The sequence below is a fragment of the Nocardia sp. NPDC051756 genome, from assembly GCF_040681495.1.
Lineage (GTDB): Bacteria > Actinomycetota > Actinomycetes > Mycobacteriales > Mycobacteriaceae > Nocardia.
Map to the genome: position 1 here is coordinate 95,974 of NZ_JBFAYV010000006.1, position 17,592 is coordinate 113,565.

Consider the following 17,592-nt stretch of genomic DNA (forward strand, 5'->3'; position numbering starts at 1 on the left):
GTTCCCGGCTGATCGCCGGACGCCACCGAGAGTCGGGCAATTCACGCACGGATTAGGAGACGGCCGTTGTTCGCCGATTTCACCCACTGGGCCGACCTGGTCGTCCGGCGGCGATTCGCGGTCATCGGAATTATGGTTTTCCTGCTGTCCGCCCTCGGCGCATACGGGCTCGGGCTCGGCGATGAATTGAGTTCGCGCGGTTGGGATGATCCGGGCTCGGAATCCGCGCAGGCGGCCCGATTGCGGGACGAGGCATTCGGCCGGGACCCCAGCGGTGACCTGATTCTGCTGTTCCACGCGCCACCCGGCAAGACGATCGACGACCCGGCTTTCGGCGGGGAGATCGTCGACTATCTGAACGATCTGCCGCGGCGGTTCCCCGGCGAGATCGCGAAGATCAATGGCACCTACTGGCCGACCGAGACCGGCCTGACGCTGCCGGATCTCTTCGGGTCCAAGGATCGTCGGCATGCGTTCGCATCGGTCGCGATGAGGGGCGGCGACGACACCGCGTTGATCCGCAACTACGGCAAAGTCGCTGACCGACTGAACATTCCGGGCGTCGACCTGGAGATCGCCGGCGGCCAGGCGGTCGCGGGCGCGCTCAACGACACCATGGTCCGCGATCAACGGCGGATGGAGCTGATCGCCGTCCCGGTCGTCGCGGTGCTGCTGTTCTTTCTCTTCGGCGGTGTCGTCGCGGCGGCGCTCCCGCTCATCGTCGGCGGACTGACCGTGGTCGCCGCGTGGGGTGTCGTTCGCGCCATCACCATCGTCACGGATGTCAATTCGTTTGTCTCCCCAGTGGTTTCGATGATCGGTCTCGGCCTGGCCATCGACTACGGGCTGTTTCTGGTGAGCCGATTCCGCGACGAACTCGCCGACGGTTACGAGGTGCCGGTGGCGGTGCGCCGGGCGGTGACGACCGCCGGTCGGACAGTGATGTTTTCGGCGACCATCGTGGTCGTCGCGGCAGCGGGCGTGCTGTTGTTCCCGCAAGGCTTCCTGCGGTCGTTCGCCTACGGCGCGATGGTCACCGTCGCACTGGCCGCGCTGACCTCGATCACGGTATTGCCCGCGCTGCTCGCGGTGCTCGGGCATCGGGTCGACGCGTTCGGCGTCGACTGGTTCCGCAAGACCCGGACTGCCGACGATGTCCGAGACAATATTTGGGGGCGCATCGCGGCAGCGGCAATGAAACGGCCACTGGCCGTGGTGATCCCGGTGTGCGCCGGTCTGCTGCTACTCATCGCGCCGATACAGCATGTCGTCTTCGGTGGCATCACCGAACGCTTCCTGCCGCCGGACAACCCGACTCGATTGGCGCAGCAGCACTTCGACGAGATCTTCCCGCTCCGGCGGATCGATCCGGTCCAGCTGGTCATGATCACCTACCGCAGCTCGGACATCGATGCCGTTGTGGCGCAAGCGAACCAGGCTCCCGGACTGGCTGCACCGTTCCCCGCTCCGATGCAGGGCGCAGAGCCGTTCGTCTATGCCACCGACACCGTACTGGCCGGCCCGGACTGGGCGGACTCGACCATCGAATACTTGCGTTCGATGGAATTGCCCAAGGGGACAACACTATTGGTCGGCGGCGACCCCGCGGCGAAGCGCGACAGCATCGACGCACTGCTCGACCGGCTACCCCTCATGCTCACGCTGGTCTTCCTCGCCACGACCGCCCTACTGTTCCTGACCTTCGGCTCGGTGGTGCTGCCGCTGAAAGCCGCGGTGCTGAACCTGCTCGGCCTCGGCGCCACCATCGGCGTGCTGACCTGGATCTTCGTCGAAGGGCATGGCGCAGACGTGCTGGGCTACACACCCCAGCCGATCATGCCGTTGATCTTGATGCTGATCGTCTCGGTGATCTACGGCCTGTCCACCGACTACGAGGTGTTCCTGCTCGCCCGCATCGTCGAGGCCCACCGGGCGGGGGAGTCCACCGTCGAGGCGATCCGCACCGGCGTCGCCCGCACCGGCCGGATAATCACCGCCGCCGCAGCGATTCTCATCGTGGTAACCGGCGCCTTCGCCCTCTCTGATCTGCTGATGATGCAATACATCGCCCTCGGCATGGTCACCGCCTTGTTCATCGACGCGACCGTGCTGCGCCTGCTGCTCGTCCCCGCGACGATGAAACTGCTCGGCGAAGCCTGCTGGTGGGCGCCGAGCACGCTGCGTTGCCTGCACCGGAGAGTCGTTGCCCGCGCACCGGTGAACGATGTGGTGCCCGGTTTCACCGAGGCGGACGATCTGGCCGAGTGTGATTAGCCGCGGCACCGAAATGTGTTGTCTCGCAATCGCGTACCGACACTATGGCCGGATCGGCTCGGGTATCGTCGACGGCAGACTCGTCGATATCGTCGAACGTAGGCCGCGCGATGTTGGTATCGCCGGTCGCCTGCACGTCGTGCACGCACTGATGGCCGGATGAGGAGCGGCCTGCCCCTACCGGGTGTGCCGCCGACTATCGGCCTGACGCAAGCGGATCCAGGCCGCGGGACACTCGGCGGTCGAGCGTAATGGCGGTATAACCCCCTATCAGCGGGCGTAATATTCTGGTAAACGTCTGAACAATATTGAACAGTCAGAACGCTTTTCATCTGTGGTCCGGAACGGCCAGGCGCGATGATATCGGGCAGGTCCGGAGCGCCTCGTCGCGACGAGGCGGTGACATAGCCGGATCGATTCTGGGGCCATTCACATCTCGGCGAGTGGCCTTGAATCGACCGAAAGCGACCGTGCGGTTGGTAGTGGGCAAACCCGCAGCGCCGTGCCGCGATTCGGGTGGGTGCCGGGGGAGGTGAGGGCGTCCGCGCGACTGCGTCCGCGAGGTCGCCGGTCGCGCTTGCTGACAGCGCCGTTCGTCGCCAATTCCACACCCGTGTTCGTGCTTGCGCCGGTTGGGCGTCAACGGATTCCGGAAGCCGAAAAACCTACCCTGACGTAGGGTCATACCTAGGAGTATTCAATACTCACCGGTATTGCGAGGGCTCGGGACCGGTGCTAGCTTTCCACTCATCCAGGGGTAAGTCGGTCGAAGATGCTCGAATCCCGGGACTTCCCTCCGTCTGAGCAAGGGCTGAAGCGTGCGCCAAATGCAGGAAAACGGGTCATCAGCAGAGCAACGAATCCGGACCTGGTTGATCGGTCGAGTTGCTGAGATCATGGACGTCGACACTGCGGCTGTCGACACCGAAACCAGTTTTGCCACATACGGTCTCACCTCCGCCGACGTCGTCGGCCTGTCCGGTGAGCTCGAGGAAATGCTGGGTCGCAAGCTTGCCGAAACACTGCTGTACGAGCATCCGTCGATCAGCCTGCTCGCTCGCGCGCTGGCCGATCCGGAATCGGCGGACGAGGCGCAGGCGCCGGCCGTGCTCGACGAGACTCCGGCCCAGGTCGACGACCCGCTCTGCGTCGCAGGCATGGCCTGCCGCTTCCCCGGCGGCGCGAACACGCCCGCGCAGTTCTGGCAGAACCTGCTCGACGGTGTCGACGCCAGTGCCGAGGTGCCCGCGCAGCGCTGGGACGCGCGGTCGTTCTACGACCCCGATCCCTACGCGCCGGGCACCGCGTACACCACCCGCGGCGCGTTCGTGGACGACATCGCGGGCTTCGACGCGAAATTCTTCGGAATCTCACCGCGCGAAGCACTTCGGCTCGACCCGCAACAGCGCATGCTGCTCGAGGTGGCGTGGTCGGCGCTCGAAGACGCCGGGATTCCCGCGGATCGGATCCGCGGTAGTCGCACCGGTGTGTTCGTCGGGATGATGGCGACCAGCCAGTACGCGAACGTGCTGACCGACCGAGGTGGGCCGGCCATGCTGGACGATCCCTATGTCGGGCTCGGCACCTCGCCCAGCGTGCTCGCGGGCCGGGTGTCCTACCTGCTCGACCTGCGCGGCCCGAGCCTGGTGCTCGACACCGCCTGCTCATCGTCGCTGGTCGCACTGCATCTTGCGATGGCCGCCGTGCGCAACGGCGAGTGCGACCGCGCGATCGTCGCCGGCGTCAGCGCGATCGTGCATCCGGATATGTTCCGGCAGGCCTGCAAGATGCGGATGCTGGCCGTCGACGGCCGATGCAAGACGTTCGACGCCGCGGCCGACGGATTCCTGATCGGCGAGGGTTGCGGCGCCGTCGTGATCGAACGACTGAGCACCGCTCGGCGGCACCACCATCAGGTCCACGCGATCCTGCGCGGGTCGGCGGTCAATCAGGACGGCATGAGCAACGGGCTGACGGCGCCGAACGGCGCGGCCCAGGTCGACGTCATCCGGGCGGCACAGCGGCGCGCGGGTGTGCGCCCCGACGAGGTGGATTTCGTCGAGGCGCACGGCTCGGGCACGCCCCTCGGCGATGCCATCGAGATCGGCAGTCTCACCGAGGTTTTCGGCGGCGCCGAGCGTGCGGCGGGTCCGCTGGCCGTCGGCGCGGTCAAGACCAACGTCGGCCACCTCACCGGCGCCGCCGGGATGGCGGGTCTGATCAAGACGATCCTGGCGCTCGGCCACCGGGTCATCCCGCCGAATCTGCATATGCGCGAACCGAATCCGTCGATCGACTGGGCGGGGGCTCCGGTGCGCTTGCCGCACGAGCCGACCGCCTGGCCCGCTCGGGACACCGCACCGATCGCGGGGGTGAGTTCGTTCGGCTGGTCCGGGACCAACGCGCACATCGTGCTGGCCGCGCCGCCTGAACCGCAACCGGCGCTGGATGATTCCGCTCCGCACCAGTGGCATGTGCTGCCGCTGTCCGCCCGCACCGGAACCGCGCTCGCCGTGAGTGCGAAGGCCCTGGCGGATCACCTTCGGGCACAGGCCGATATCGCACCGGGCGCGCTCGCCTACACCGCGCAGTTCGGGCGCAGCGCGCTGGAGCACCGGACGGCCGTTGCCTTCCGAACGATCGCCGAGGCCGCCGACCAGCTCGACGGTGTCGGCACGAAGGTGCCGGCCGCGGTGGCGCGCCGGGGCGAGGTCGCCGCGGTGAGCTTCGTATTCCCCGGAACCGGCGACCAATTCGTCGGCATGGGCCGCGGGCTCTACGACAGTGACGCCACTTTCCGCGCCGCCCTCGACGCGTGCGCAGAGCTGGCGATCCCGCATCTCGGCACGGATTTCCGCACGGTGTTGTTCGCGCAGGAGGACGCGGATCATTCGGATCTGCTGTCCGCCTTCGGGCGCGGCGGCTCCGGCGTCGATTCGCCGTTGACCAGCCGGACCGACCTCGCGCACGCCGCGGTGTTCGCGCTGGATTACGCCGCGGCGCAGATGTGGCTCGGTCGCGGCATCGCGCCGTCGGCGTTGATCGGCTACAGCCTCGGCGAGTACGCGGCCGCCTGCGTGGCCGGCGTCTTCGCGCTGGAAGCCGTTGTGCCCTTGGTCATTCGACGCGCGCAACTCGTCGCCGAGTCGGAGCCGGGCGTGATGCTCACCGTCGGCGACAGTGCCGAACGCCTGGCGGGCTATCTGGACTCCGAGCTGTCCCTCGCTGCCGTGAACAGCCCGTCGGCCTTCGTGGTTGCCGGGCGCGAGGCGGCGGTGGCGCGGTTGGAGGCGGTGCTGGCCGCAGAGGAGATCGTCTGCCGCCGGGTGCCGACCAGCCGGGCCATGCATTCGCATCTGCTGCGTCCGCTGCGTGATCGCTTCGAGGGGATGCTCGCCGAGGTTGAGCTGAAAGCGCCTGCGCTGCCCCTGATCTCGAACGTCACCGGCACCTGGATGACAGCTGGGCAAGCGCTGGACCCCGGCTATTGGGTGGACCACATGTGCTCGACGGTCCGGTTCACCGACGGTGTGCGGACCCTCGCGAACGAACACCCCGGCGTTGTACTCGACCTCGGCGCCGGGCAAACCGGCAGCCTCGTGCGGCAGTCGCTGACCGGCCACGCGGACAGCGCCATGGTCCTGCCGACGCTGCGCGCCTCGGCGATGAAGGAGCCAGAGCCCGCCTTGATCGCCCGCACGACGGGCCGGATGTGGACCCGTGGCGTGCCGGTCGACTGGCGGGCCGAGGGCGGCATCGTGCACCTGCCGACCTACCCGTTCGAACACGTGCAGTACTGGCCCGACGAGACAGCCGGGCGCGAAGTCGAGCGCGCGGCCGCGCCGAAGGCGCCGAGTTCGGACTTCGGATTCGCCGTGCTGCAACCCTATTGGGAACCCGAGCTGCCGTCCGGCGGGAGCGTCGCCGGGCCGCATCTGATCTTCGCCGATCAGCTGGGCCCGAGCATCCGGCTGGCCGATCGGATGCGCCGCGTGCTGGCACCGTCGACCCGGGTTGTCACCGTTGTCCCGGGTACGGCGTTCGGCAAGATCAACGAATCGACCTACGGGATTCGTCGCGACGAGCCCGGTGACTATGCGCGACTGCTGGATGCGCTGGCCGACGACGGCGCGTTGCCCCGCGTCGTCACCCACCTCTGGTCCGTCACCGGTCCCTGCCCGGACCCGCTCGCGCCGGACCGGGTGGCCGAACACCAGCGGATCGGCTTCGACAGCGTCATCGCGCTCGGAAACGCGCTGGGCCGCAAGGTGATACAAGGCGTACGGCTGATCGTCGTGACCGACTTCGCCGAGATCGTCGACGGCGAAGACCAGTTGCACCCGGGTAAAGCGACAATCCAGGGCCCGGCGCTGACGCTCCCGCAGGAATATCCGAGCCTGGCCGTGCGCACGGTCGACCTCGAGCCGTCCGACGACGACGGCGCCGAATGGGACCTGCTCGCCATGCAACTGCTGAGCGAGTTGCGCTGGCCGGGCACCGCGACCTCGGTGGCCTATCGCGCCGCGAAGCGCTGCGTCAAGCGCTTCCGCCCCGCCACGCTGCCTGCCCGCCCGCTCGGGTTCCGCGCCGGCGGTACGTATGCGATCACCGGTGGACTCGGAAAGATCGGTCTGCAACTTGCCACCCATATCGTCGGCGCTCAGCCGGACGTGAATCTGGTGCTGCTGGGCCGAACCGGCTTACCGGCTGATCCGGTCGCCGGTTCGCCGGACGCGGAACGCAAGCGGATCGTCGACGAGCTGGCCTCGACCGGCGCCCGAATTCTGGTGCTGGCCGCGAATCTCGGTGACCACGATGCGCTTCGCGCCGCGTTTGCCCTCGCCGAAGAACAGTGCGGACCGATCAACGGCGTCGTGCACGCCGCCGGGCTCACCAGCCCGGAAACCTTCGCGACCTCGAACAAACTGACCCCCGAACTGATCGCACCGCACTTCGGCCCGAAGGTCTACGGCACCGTCGCCCTCGCCGAGGCCCTGGCCGGCCACGACGACCTCGAGTTCGTGCTGCTGATGTCGTCGATGTCGGCGATCCTCGGCGGCCTGGGCTTCACCGCCTACTCGGCGGCCAACGCCTTCCAGGATCGGTTCGTCGAGTCCGCGGACCTGCCGGTTCCGGCCGCGTGGCGCTCGGCCTGCTGGGACACCTGGCGGTCTACCACGGCGAGCGAAGCCGTTGCGGGCGTCGGTGATTCACTGAACCGATACTCGATGACGACGGCACAGGGGCTGGCGACCTTCGACCAGCTGCTGGCCGGCGCACCGCGCCGGGTGATCGTCTCCGCAGGCGAACTGACCAGCCGAATCGCCGCCTGGGTTCCCGGTCGCGACCCGTTCCATGGCGTACCGGAGATGGGGGAGCAACAGTCCGCTCGCTCCGGCGACGGCGAAACCGCCGATCGCCCACACGCTTTCGCCGGCGAGGCGGTCGGTGTGCAGGAGTACCAGCGCAGGCTGGCCGCGCTGTGGCGGACCGCGCTGGGCGTCGAACAGGTCGACCTCTACGACAACTTCTTCGAACTCGGCGGCAACTCGCTGGTCGGCCTGCAACTGGTCAACTCCATCCAGAAGGAGTTCGGCGTCACGGTGCCCACGCTGGCCCTGTTCGAGGCGCCGACGGTGGCCGATATGGCGGCCTATCTGCTCCCGGACCTGCCCGGCGAATCGCCGCAGCAGGCTCCGATCGTCAGCGCGCCGGTTCCGGTGTCCGACGGGCTGGTTCGCCGCGGCGGCATGCTGGTCGAGGACATCGCGATCATCGGTATGGCGGGTCGTTTCCCCGGCGCGAACTCGGTCGATCAGTTCTGGCAGAACGTGCGGGACGGGGTCGAATCGATCAGTTTCTTCAGCCACGAGGAGCTGATCGAAGCCGGCGTGCCCGCGGAGGTGGTCAATCAGCCCGGTTATGTTCGTGCCCGCCCGGTGCTGGACAACATCGAGGATTTCGATGCCGAGTTCTTCGGCTTCACGCCGTTCGACGCGCGGCTGACCGATCCGCAGCAGCGACTGTTCCTCGAGGTGGTCTGGGAGTCGCTGGAAAACGCCGGTTACGCGCCGCGCTCGATCGGCAAGCCGGTCGGCGTCTTCGGCGGCGCGAACATCAGTACCTATCTGCTGCGCCGGATCTCGCAGGATCCCGACATCATCGAGATGATCAACGACTACCAGTTGGTGATCAGCAACGACAAGGACTCGCTCACCACCGCCGCGTCGTACAAGCTGAACCTGCGCGGGCCCGCTGTCTCGGTGCAGACCTTCTGCTCCACCGGGCTGGTGGCGGTCCACCTGGCCTGCCGCAGCCTCATCGGCGGCGAGTGCGACATGGCCGTGGCCGGCGGTGTCTCGGTTCGCGTGCCGGACAAGGTCGGTCACCTCTTTCAGGAGGGCGGCATGGAGAGCCCGGACGGGCACATCCGCACCTTCGACGCGAAGGCCAAGGGCGCGCTCTTCGGCGACGGCGCCTCGGTGCTGGTGCTCAAGCGGCTCGCCGACGCGCTGGCCGACGGCGATTCGATTACCGCGGTGATCAAGGGATCGGCGATCAACAACGACGGTTCGCAGAAGGTCGGCTTCACCGCCCCGAGCATCAAGGGGCAGGCCGAGGTAGTCGCCAAGGCGCTGACCGTCGCGGGCGTCGACGCGGATACCGTCGGCTATATCGAGGCCCACGGCACCGCAACGGAATTGGGCGACCCGATCGAGGTGGCCGCGCTGACCCGGGCCTTCGGCGACACCGAGCGCAAGCAGTACTGTGCGATCGGCTCGGTGAAGACCAACATCGGTCACCTGGATCGGGCGGCCGGCTCGACCGGTTTGATCAAGGCCGCGCTCGCGGTGCGCGACGGCGTCATTCCGGCATCGCTGCACTACGAATCGCCGAATCCGGAGATCGATTTCGAGCGCAGCCCGTTCTACGTGAGCACCGCATCGACACCGTGGCAACCCGGCGCCGGGCAGCCACGCCGGGCCGGGGTGAACTCCCTCGGCATGGGCGGCACCAATGCGCACGTCGTGGTGGAACAGCCGCCGGTGCAACAGTATTCGGTCGACGACGGCCGGCCGAACGTGCTGGTGCTTTCGGCCCGCACCAAGTTGGCGCTCGACGCCGCGACGAAGAATCTGCGCGCGCATCTGGATGCGCATCCGGAGCAGCCGATCGCCGACATCGCCTACACCCTGCAGGTCGGACGGGAACGCTTCGAGCACCGACGGGCGGTCGTGGTCGCCGACCGGCTCGACGCGCTCGACGTGCTCGACGGGGCTCGACCGGATCGGCTGGCGGACAACCGTGATCGGTCCAACAACCGGCCGATCGGATTCTTGTTCGCCGGGCTGGCGGGCTTCCGCGCCGACGTCGCCGCTGATCTCTACGCCGCCTGCGGCGTCTTCGCGACGACCGTGGACACCTGCGCCGATCTCCTGAAGCCATTGGTGGGTCGCGATATTCGGGACGTGCTGTTCGATGTCGACGATGTGCTCGCCGCAGGGTCGCCGTCGAACGCGCTGCCGCATGCCGCTGCCTTCGTCGTGGAATTCGCACTTGCCCAGCAACTCTCGGCGTGGGGGTTGCGTCCCCAGGTCATGCTCGGCCGGGAGATCGGTGAGCTGGTGGCGATCTGCCTGGCGGGCATGGTGCTGCTGCCGGACGCGCTGGGCCTGGTGGTCGAACGCGCTCGGCTGCTCGACCAGGCGGATGCCGACGCGGCACCCGGCGCCCTCGACCGGGTTGCCCGGGAGCTGGCCGAATGGGTTGCCCGGCAGCTGAGCCCGGCCGAGCCGACCGTTCGTTGCGTCTCGACCGTCACCGGAACCGGACTTGCCGCGCAAGACCTGCTCGACCCGCAGTACTGGACGAGACACGTCCAGGGGCCGGTCGCGTTCGAAACGGCCGCCGACGAGATCCTGGCCGAACCGGAGCGAATCCTGTTGGAGGTCGGCCCCGCCGGCACGATCGGCGATCTGATTGCCGAGCGCTGCCCCGTGGAACATCGCCGGATGATCGTCGGCACCGCACCCGCGCAGGCCGACCCGACGACCGGCGCGACGAAGCTGGCCGAAACCTTGGCGGCACTGTGGATCAACGGCGTCGCGGTCGACTGGAAAGCGGTGCACGACGCGCCGCGCCGGCGAATTGCCCTGCCCACGTACGTGTTCCAGCGACAGCGCTACTGGATCGAGGAGCGCCCGGCCGGCGAGACGCGGGACAACGGCATCAGCACGGCCGACGTGGCCCGCGATCCGGCCCGTGCCCTGGCCACCCTGGCCCGCCGACCGGCCGAGGAATGGTTCGCCATTCCGGCCTGGCGGCAGTCGGCGCCGACCCCGGCGGAGCCGGTTCGGGTGGACGGCACCTGGCTGCTGCTCACCGACGTCTCCGTGCGGGCGATGGAGTTGGCCGAATCCATCACCGCCGCAGGCGGATCGGTGGTGACCGTGACGCCGGGAGCGGAGTTCGCGCGAGCCGGGGACGGTTCGTTCACCGTCGAGCCGGGTTCGACTCCGGACCAGCTCGCGTTGCTGTCCGAACTGGTCGCGGAAGGTTCGGTGCCACAACGGATTCTGCACCTGTGGTCGGGCACCGAGGATGGCGCACCCGCCGATGTGCACACGTCCTTCCACAGTCTGCTGGCGCTGGCGAAGGCGGTCGCCGAAACCGGCCTGGGGGACGTCGGTCTCGACATCATCACCACGGGCGCGTTCGATGTCACGGCGGCCGACCGGATCGATCCGTACCAGGCGATGGTCACCGGTCCGCTCAAGGTGATCCCGCTGGAGTACCCGGCGGTGCGCGTGCGCCACATCGACGTCGGCGACGGCGATTCGAACGCCGACCTGCTGCTGCGCGAATTGTGCAGCGCCGGCGCCGATTCCCAGGTGGCCCTGCGCGGCCGCCGGCGCATGACCCCGCACTTCGAACGGCTCGTCCCGCCCACGGTTCCCGCGCCCGAACAGGTGCTGAGCGAGCGCGGTGTGTACCTGATCACCGGCGGGCTCGGCGGCGTCGGGCTGGCGATGGCGCACCGGCTCGCCGAACACGTCCGGGCGCGACTCGTGCTCGTCGGTCGCACCGGCCTGCCGGACGAATCCACCTGGGACGACCTGCTGGCCGATCCGGGCACCCCGGCCGAGCTCGCCCGGCGCATCCTCGAGGTGCGAGCGCTGGTCGGGGCGGGCGCCGAAGTACTGGTCCTGCCCGCCGACGTGTCGGATCGGGCGGACATGCGCAAGGTGGTCGACGAGACGCTGGCCAGATTCGGTCGTATCGACGGCGTCCTGCACGCCGCCGGGCGGCCGGGCCAGGGTCTGATGCAGTTCAAGACCGATGAGCAGATCGCCGAGGTATTCGCCGCCAAGGTCGCGGGCACGGACGTGCTGCGCGACGTGCTCACCGGCATCGATCTCGACTTCCTGCTGCTGTTCTCCTCGATCGCCGCGCTCACCGGCGGCGGGCCCGGCCAGATCGACTACTGCGCCGCCAACGCCTACCTGGATGCCGTCGCGCACGCGAGCGCGGACCCGTACCGGGTGATCTCGATCAACTGGGGCGACTGGCAGTGGAACGGCTGGGACGACGCGCTGGCCGGACTCGACCCGGGCGCAGTCGAATTCCTGCGCGCGAACCGGGCCAGGATCGGCATCGATTTCGACGACGGCTGGGAGTCGATCCTGCGCGTCCTCGCGCTGGACGAGCCACAGGTCTCGGTCTCCACACAGGAGATGAACACCCTGGTCGCGGTCACCGCGGCTCTGACCGTGGCGACCCTGGCCGGCGCCAGCGGCAGGCCGCGGGGCGAGAAGCATCCGCGCCCAGATCTCGGGATGCCGCTGGTCGCCCCGGACACCGACCTGACCCGCGCCATCGCGGAGATCTGGCAGGACGCGCTCGGGCTGTCCGAGGTCGGCGTGCACGACAACTTCTTCGAACTCGGCGGCAACTCGCTGCTCGGCGTCGATCTGGTGACCACCATGCGTGCTCAGTTGAAGCTGCCCGCGCTGCCGCCGCACGTGCTCTACGAGGCGCCGACGATCGCCGATCTCGCCGAGTTCATCGATGACGCGGGATCGGGCTCCGTCGAGGAGGTCGGCACCGGCAACGAACGTGGCGCGCTGCGCCGGGAAGCTCTGCTCAACCGGAGGCGCAATGGATAGCCGGCTCGAGCCACCGCCGTTCGCTGTTGCGATCGTCGGCATGGCCGGCCGGTTCCCCGACGCCGACGACGTCGACACGCTCTGGCAGAACCTGCAAGCGGGCCGGACCGCGATCCGGCAGCATCGCCCGTCCGCGGCGGTGCTGCGCGCGGCCGGCGCGAACGGGGCCGGGCCGGTCACCGCGAGCGTGCTGGCCGACGCGGAATGTTTCGACGCGGCGTTCTTCGGGGTCGATCCGGCGGAGGCGCTGATCACCGATCCGCAACATCGCCTGTTTCTCGAATGTGTGTGGACCGCACTGGAATCCGCCGGATACGACCCGGCCGACAGCGGGGTCACGACCGGGCTCTTCGCGGGTTCGTGCTTTCCCACCTATCTGCTCGGCCTGCTGGCTCAGCGACCCGATCTGGTCGCCGAGCACGGGCTGATGCCGATCACCGTGGCCAACGACTGCGATTCGCTGACCTCGTGGGTGTCCTACAAACTGAACCTGCGCGGGCCGACGATGACCGTGCGGACCTTCTCGTCGAGTTCGCTGGTCGCGGTGCACCAGGCCGCGCAGAGCCTGCTCTCCGGCGAGTGTGACCTCGCCGTCGCGGGCGCGGCGGCGGTGAAGTTCCCGCAGGCGATCACCTATCCCGGCGTGAGTTCGCCGAGTGGGGTGTGCCGTGCCCTGGATGTCGGCGCCGACGGCTCGATCGTCGGCAACGCGGTGGCCGCGGTGGTGCTCAAGCGGGCCGCGGACGCGGTTCGCGACGGTGACCACATCCACGCGCTGATCCTGGGGTCGGCGACCAACACCGACGGTTCGCGCCGCGCCTCGTACACCGCCCCCGGGGTCGCGGGCAAGACGGCGGTCGTCGCCGAGGCCTTGGCCAATGCCGACGTGCCGGCCGGCAGTCTCGGCTACCTCGAGGCGCACGCGATGGGGACCAAGCTGGGTGACGAGGTCGAAATCGCCTCGCTGGCAAAGGTGTTCGGCTCGGTCAAGTCCGGGGAGCCGTGCTTCGTCGGCGCGGTCGCGGCCAATGTCGGTCATCTGGACGCCGCGTCCGGCATCGTCGGGCTGATCAAGGCCGCGCTGGTGCTCGAGCACGGGCGCCTCGTCCCGCAACCGAACTTCCGCGCGCCCAACTCGGCCCTGCGCGCGTGCACCAACCTCGCGGTGTCCGCGCAAGGCGGGGAGTGGAAGGCGGACGGGCCGCGCCGGGCCGGAGTGAGCTCGTTCGGCCTCGGCGGCGTCAACGCGCACGTCGTACTCCAGGAGCCGCCCGCCGTGCCGGACCGGATACCGGCCGACGAAGCGCAACTCGTCGTCCTGTCCGCGCGAACTCCCGAAGCGCTGACGAAAATGACTGGGCGACTGCGTGACTGGGTGAGCCAACGGCCGTCCACCTCGATCCGCGATCTCGCCTACACCTTGCGCGCCGGCCGACCGGAATTCCGGTACCGGCGAGCAGTGATCGCCGCGAACCAGCGCGAGTTGCTGTCCGCTCTCGATGGCCCGGCAATCGTCACCGCCGACGACGGCCCGCAGGCGCGAATGGCCGCCGCCGGGGCCGCCTGGGTCGCCGGCGGCCGACTCGACAGCGCGGTCGCCAACGGCTCCGCTCGGCGAATCCCGTTGCCCACATATCCGTTCGAACGTACCAGTTTCGCACTGTAACCATCCGACTGCGCGCTGGTTGTCACCAATCCATTTCGGCAATGGCGCCTATTCGATCGAAAGCAGCAGGTATGAAACAAATCGGAGTTGTCGGTGCCGGCATCATGGGCACCGGCCTCGCACAGGATCTCGCGGCCCACGGCCTGGAGGTGGTGCTGGTCGACAATTCACCGGACCAGCTGATCAAAGCCGAAGAAGAAGTGGCGCGGTTCTATCGCACCGGTCGGCTCTTCGGCAAGGAGACCGATCGATTCGGCGATATGACCGAGAAGGTCACCTACACCACGGATCTGGAGCTGCTCGGCTCCGCCGAATTCGTCATCGAGAACATCACGGAGAACTGGGAACTCAAGGCCCGGGTCTATCCGGAACTCGATCGGATCTGTGCGCCGGAAACGGTGTTCGCGGCGAATACGTCGTGCATACCGATCACCAAGATCGCGTCGCTGACCAGCCGCCAGGACAAGGTGGTCGGGATGCACTTCATGAACCCGGTGCCGATGAAGTCGACGGTCGAGGTGATCCGGGGTTTCCACACCTCCGAAGCCACCATCGAGGTCGCCGGAAACCTGTTGAGCAGCATGGAAAAGCACGGCATCGTGGTGAAGGACATGCCCGGTTTCGTGTCCAACCGCGTGCTCATGCTCACCGTCAACGAAGCCATTTTCCTGCTCCAGGACGACGTCGCCTCGGCGGCGGACGTGGACGAGATATTCCGGTCCTGCTTCGGTCACGCCTCCGGCCCGCTGGAGACCGCCGACCTGATCGGTTTGGACACAATACTTCTGAGCATCGAAGGGTTGTACGAGTTCTATGCCGACAGCAAATACCGGCCATGCCCGCTCCTGAGAAAGATGGTCTACGCGGGGTTGCACGGACGGAAGACCGGACAGGGTTTCTACACCTACTCCTGAGCTATTGGACGCCACTACCGAACGAAACAACAGGGAGATCGCACATCATGTTCACCGACGCACGCACGGAAATCCGTAACTTCACCGCCCGCCGCTTCCCCGACGGGATGATCGCCGACGACCGGGACATCTTCGAAAGCGGTTTCGTCAATTCGCTGTTCGCGATGGAGCTGGTCATGTTCATCGAGAAGAACATCGGCGACCGAATTCCGAACGACGAGGTCCGGCTGGACAACTTCCGCACGATCGACTCGATGACCGCCCTCGTGTCCCGGCTGCTGGCCCGGACCGCCAAGCCGGCGGAGAGGTCGGCATGACCCTCGTCGCCGGCTTCGAGCCGGATCTGGTCGACCGGCACACCCGGGCGAGCTTCCGGGCCGTGGTCGACCGCGTCGTCGTCCCGCACGCGGCCGAGTTCGACCGCGCCAGCCGGGTCCGCGCCGACGTGCTGAACGAGTTCGGCGCACAAGGCTTTTGGGGCGCGGTGCTGCCCGAGCGAGCCGGCGGCACCGGCCGGGGTATGGCCGCGTTCGGCGAGTTGCACGAGGAGGTCGGCCGCGGCTGCTCCTCGATGCGCAGCCTGCTGACCGTGCACAGCATGGCCCTGTACGCGCTGGATCGCTGGGGCAGCCCGGCGCTGCGCGAACGATGGTCTGCGGCAATGGTTTCCGGCAAGCGCCTCGGCGCGTTCTGCCTGACCGAACCGCACGCGGGCAGCGACTTCACCGCGCTGAGCACCTTCGCCACCCGCGACGGCGACGGGTATGTGCTCAACGGGCACAAGCTGTGGGTCACCGGCGGTCAACTGGCCGACGTCTTCCTGGTCTTCGCCCGCACCGACAAGGGACCGTCGGCGTTCTTCGTATCCGCGGATCAGCCCGGGGTGCACCAGATCGCCGTGCCGGAGATCATGGGCACCCGCGGCAGCCAACTGGCCGAGATCACCTTCGAGGACTGCTATGTCGACCCCGACGCGTTGCTCGGTGCCGAGGGGATGGGATTGGCGCTCGCCACGAACGTGCTCGACATCGGCCGCTTCAGCGTCGCCGCCGGCTCGGTCGGCATTCTGCAAGCGTGCCTGGAAGCCTGTGTGAGCTACGCGAATTCGCGCACCCAGGGCGGATCGCTGCTGCGGGAGCATCAGCTGATCCAGCAGATGATCTCGACCATGGCGACCAACACCAGGGCGGCCAGGCTGCTGGTCTGGCAGGCGGGGCAGTTGAAGGAACAGGGCGACCCCGACACCATCATGTCCACCTGCATCGCCAAGCAGTTCGCCGCGACCAGCGCGGTGGCCGCCGCGAACGACGCGGTGCAGCTGCACGGCGCGCTCGGATGCAGCGACGCCTACCCGGTCGCGCGCTACCTGCGCGACGCGAAGGTCATGGAAATCATCGAGGGCAGTACGCAATTGCAGCACGTGCTGATTTCCGCCGACGCGTGCCAGAACCGGGGCCGCATCGTTCAGATCGATGAACATTAACTCGCAAAGGACACACCGGATGAGTGCACAGAGCGCACCGGAGTCGACGCGCACGTCGACGATCAAATGCGTGGTGTGGGACCTGGACCACACCCTGTGGGAGGGAATCCTGCTCGAGGACGGCGACCAGGTCCGGCTGCGGCCGGAGGTGGTCGAGACGATCGTGACGCTGGACCAGCGGGGGATCCTGCATTCGGTCGCGAGCCGTAACGACTTCGACACCACGATGGCCAAGCTCACCGAACTCGGTGTCGCACAATACTTTCTGTATCCACAGATCGGCTGGGACGCCAAGTCCGAGTCGGTGGCGAAGATCGCGACGTCGCTCAATATCGGTATCGACGCGCTGGCCTTCATCGACGATCAGCCGTTCGAACGCGAAGAGGTCGCGTTCACGCACCCCGGCGTGCTGTGCATCGACGCGGTGCACGCGGGCGAACTGGCATCGCGGCCGGAGTTCACGCCGAAGTACATCACCGAGGATTCCGCCGCTCGCCGGGCCATGTACCTCGCGAGCATCGACCGGACGAAGGCCGAGGAGGAGTTCACCGGGAACAGCGAGAAGTTCCTGGCCACCCTCGGCATGGAGTTCACCATCAGCCGGGCGCAGCGCAAGGATCTCGGCCGTGCCGAGGAGCTGGTGGTCCGGACGAATCAGCTGAATTCCACCGGCATCATGTATTCGGCGGAGGAACTGGCCGATCGGTGCGACTCGGATCGGCATCTGCTGCTGATGGCCGAGCTGACCGACGTCTATGGCTCCTACGGCCAGATCGGGCTCGCCTCAGTGGAATTGGGCGAGCGCGAGTGGAAGCTCGAGCTGCTGCTGATGTCGTGCCGGGTGATGTCGCGCGGGGTGGGCACGGTGCTGCTCAATCACACCGTGCGATTGGCGCAGCAGAACGGCGCCCGGCTGGTCGCCGCGTTCGTGCCGACGGGGCGCAACCGAATCATGTATGTCACCTACCGTTTCGCGGGCTTCGAGGAACTCGACGAGCGCGATGGCGTGCAGATGCTCGGCGCTCCGCTATCGGCGCCGCCCGAGCCGCCGGAGTACCTGAAGCTCATCACCGGTCCGGGGGTATAGAG

The 17,592-nt window shown here is 67.8% G+C and carries 7 protein-coding genes; all 7 read left to right on the plus strand.

What is annotated here, in order from left to right; translation table 11 throughout:
• Positions 1–66 precede the first annotated feature (66 nt).
• The 7 genes from AB0M22_RS26850 to AB0M22_RS26880 all read left to right on the plus strand — a co-directional run bounded on the left by AB0M22_RS26850 (position 67) and on the right by AB0M22_RS26880 (position 17,590).
• Complete coding sequence (locus AB0M22_RS26850; protein WP_364732293.1) at positions 67–2,274, plus strand: MMPL family transporter; 2,208 nt, start codon at positions 67–69, stop codon at positions 2,272–2,274.
• Between the two features lie 827 nt (positions 2,275–3,101).
• The gene (locus tag AB0M22_RS26855; protein WP_364732296.1) at positions 3,102–12,440 is read left to right on the plus strand and encodes an SDR family NAD(P)-dependent oxidoreductase; all 9,339 of its coding nucleotides are present in this window, start codon (positions 3,102–3,104) and stop codon (positions 12,438–12,440) included.
• Positions 12,433–14,106: a beta-ketoacyl synthase N-terminal-like domain-containing protein gene (locus tag AB0M22_RS26860; RefSeq protein ID WP_364732300.1), complete on the plus strand. Its 1,674-nt coding sequence runs from the start codon at positions 12,433–12,435 to the stop codon at positions 14,104–14,106. The genes AB0M22_RS26855 and AB0M22_RS26860 overlap by 8 nt, the downstream gene beginning before the upstream one ends.
• A gap of 71 nt (positions 14,107–14,177) precedes the next feature.
• Complete coding sequence (locus AB0M22_RS26865) at positions 14,178–15,020, plus strand: 3-hydroxyacyl-CoA dehydrogenase NAD-binding domain-containing protein (protein ID WP_364732303.1); 843 nt, start codon at positions 14,178–14,180, stop codon at positions 15,018–15,020.
• Between the two features lie 47 nt (positions 15,021–15,067).
• On the plus strand, positions 15,068–15,337 hold the full coding sequence (locus AB0M22_RS26870; RefSeq protein ID WP_364732305.1) for an acyl carrier protein: 270 nt from the start codon (positions 15,068–15,070) through the stop codon (positions 15,335–15,337).
• On the plus strand, positions 15,334–16,503 hold the full coding sequence (locus AB0M22_RS26875) for an acyl-CoA dehydrogenase family protein (protein WP_364732308.1): 1,170 nt from the start codon (positions 15,334–15,336) through the stop codon (positions 16,501–16,503). Before AB0M22_RS26870 ends, AB0M22_RS26875 begins: the two co-directional genes overlap by 4 nt.
• A 19-nt stretch (positions 16,504–16,522) precedes the next feature.
• On the plus strand, positions 16,523–17,590 hold the full coding sequence (locus tag AB0M22_RS26880; RefSeq protein ID WP_364732311.1) for an HAD-IIIC family phosphatase: 1,068 nt from the start codon (positions 16,523–16,525) through the stop codon (positions 17,588–17,590).
• The last annotated feature ends 2 nt before the right edge of the window (positions 17,591–17,592 follow it).

Bases quoted from the DNA above. Each gene is read 5' to 3' on its own strand.
- AB0M22_RS26870 (WP_364732305.1), top strand. From the start codon at position 15,068: ATGTTCACCGACGCACGCACGGAAATCCGTAACTTCACCGCCCGCCGC.
- AB0M22_RS26880 (WP_364732311.1), top strand. From the start codon at position 16,523: ATGAGTGCACAGAGCGCACCGGAGTCGACGCGCACGTCGACGATCAAA.
- AB0M22_RS26860 (WP_364732300.1), top strand. From the start codon at position 12,433: ATGGATAGCCGGCTCGAGCCACCGCCGTTCGCTGTTGCGATCGTCGGC.
- AB0M22_RS26865 (WP_364732303.1), top strand. From the start codon at position 14,178: ATGAAACAAATCGGAGTTGTCGGTGCCGGCATCATGGGCACCGGCCTC.
- AB0M22_RS26855 (WP_364732296.1), top strand. From the start codon at position 3,102: ATGCAGGAAAACGGGTCATCAGCAGAGCAACGAATCCGGACCTGGTTG.
- AB0M22_RS26875 (WP_364732308.1), top strand. From the start codon at position 15,334: ATGACCCTCGTCGCCGGCTTCGAGCCGGATCTGGTCGACCGGCACACC.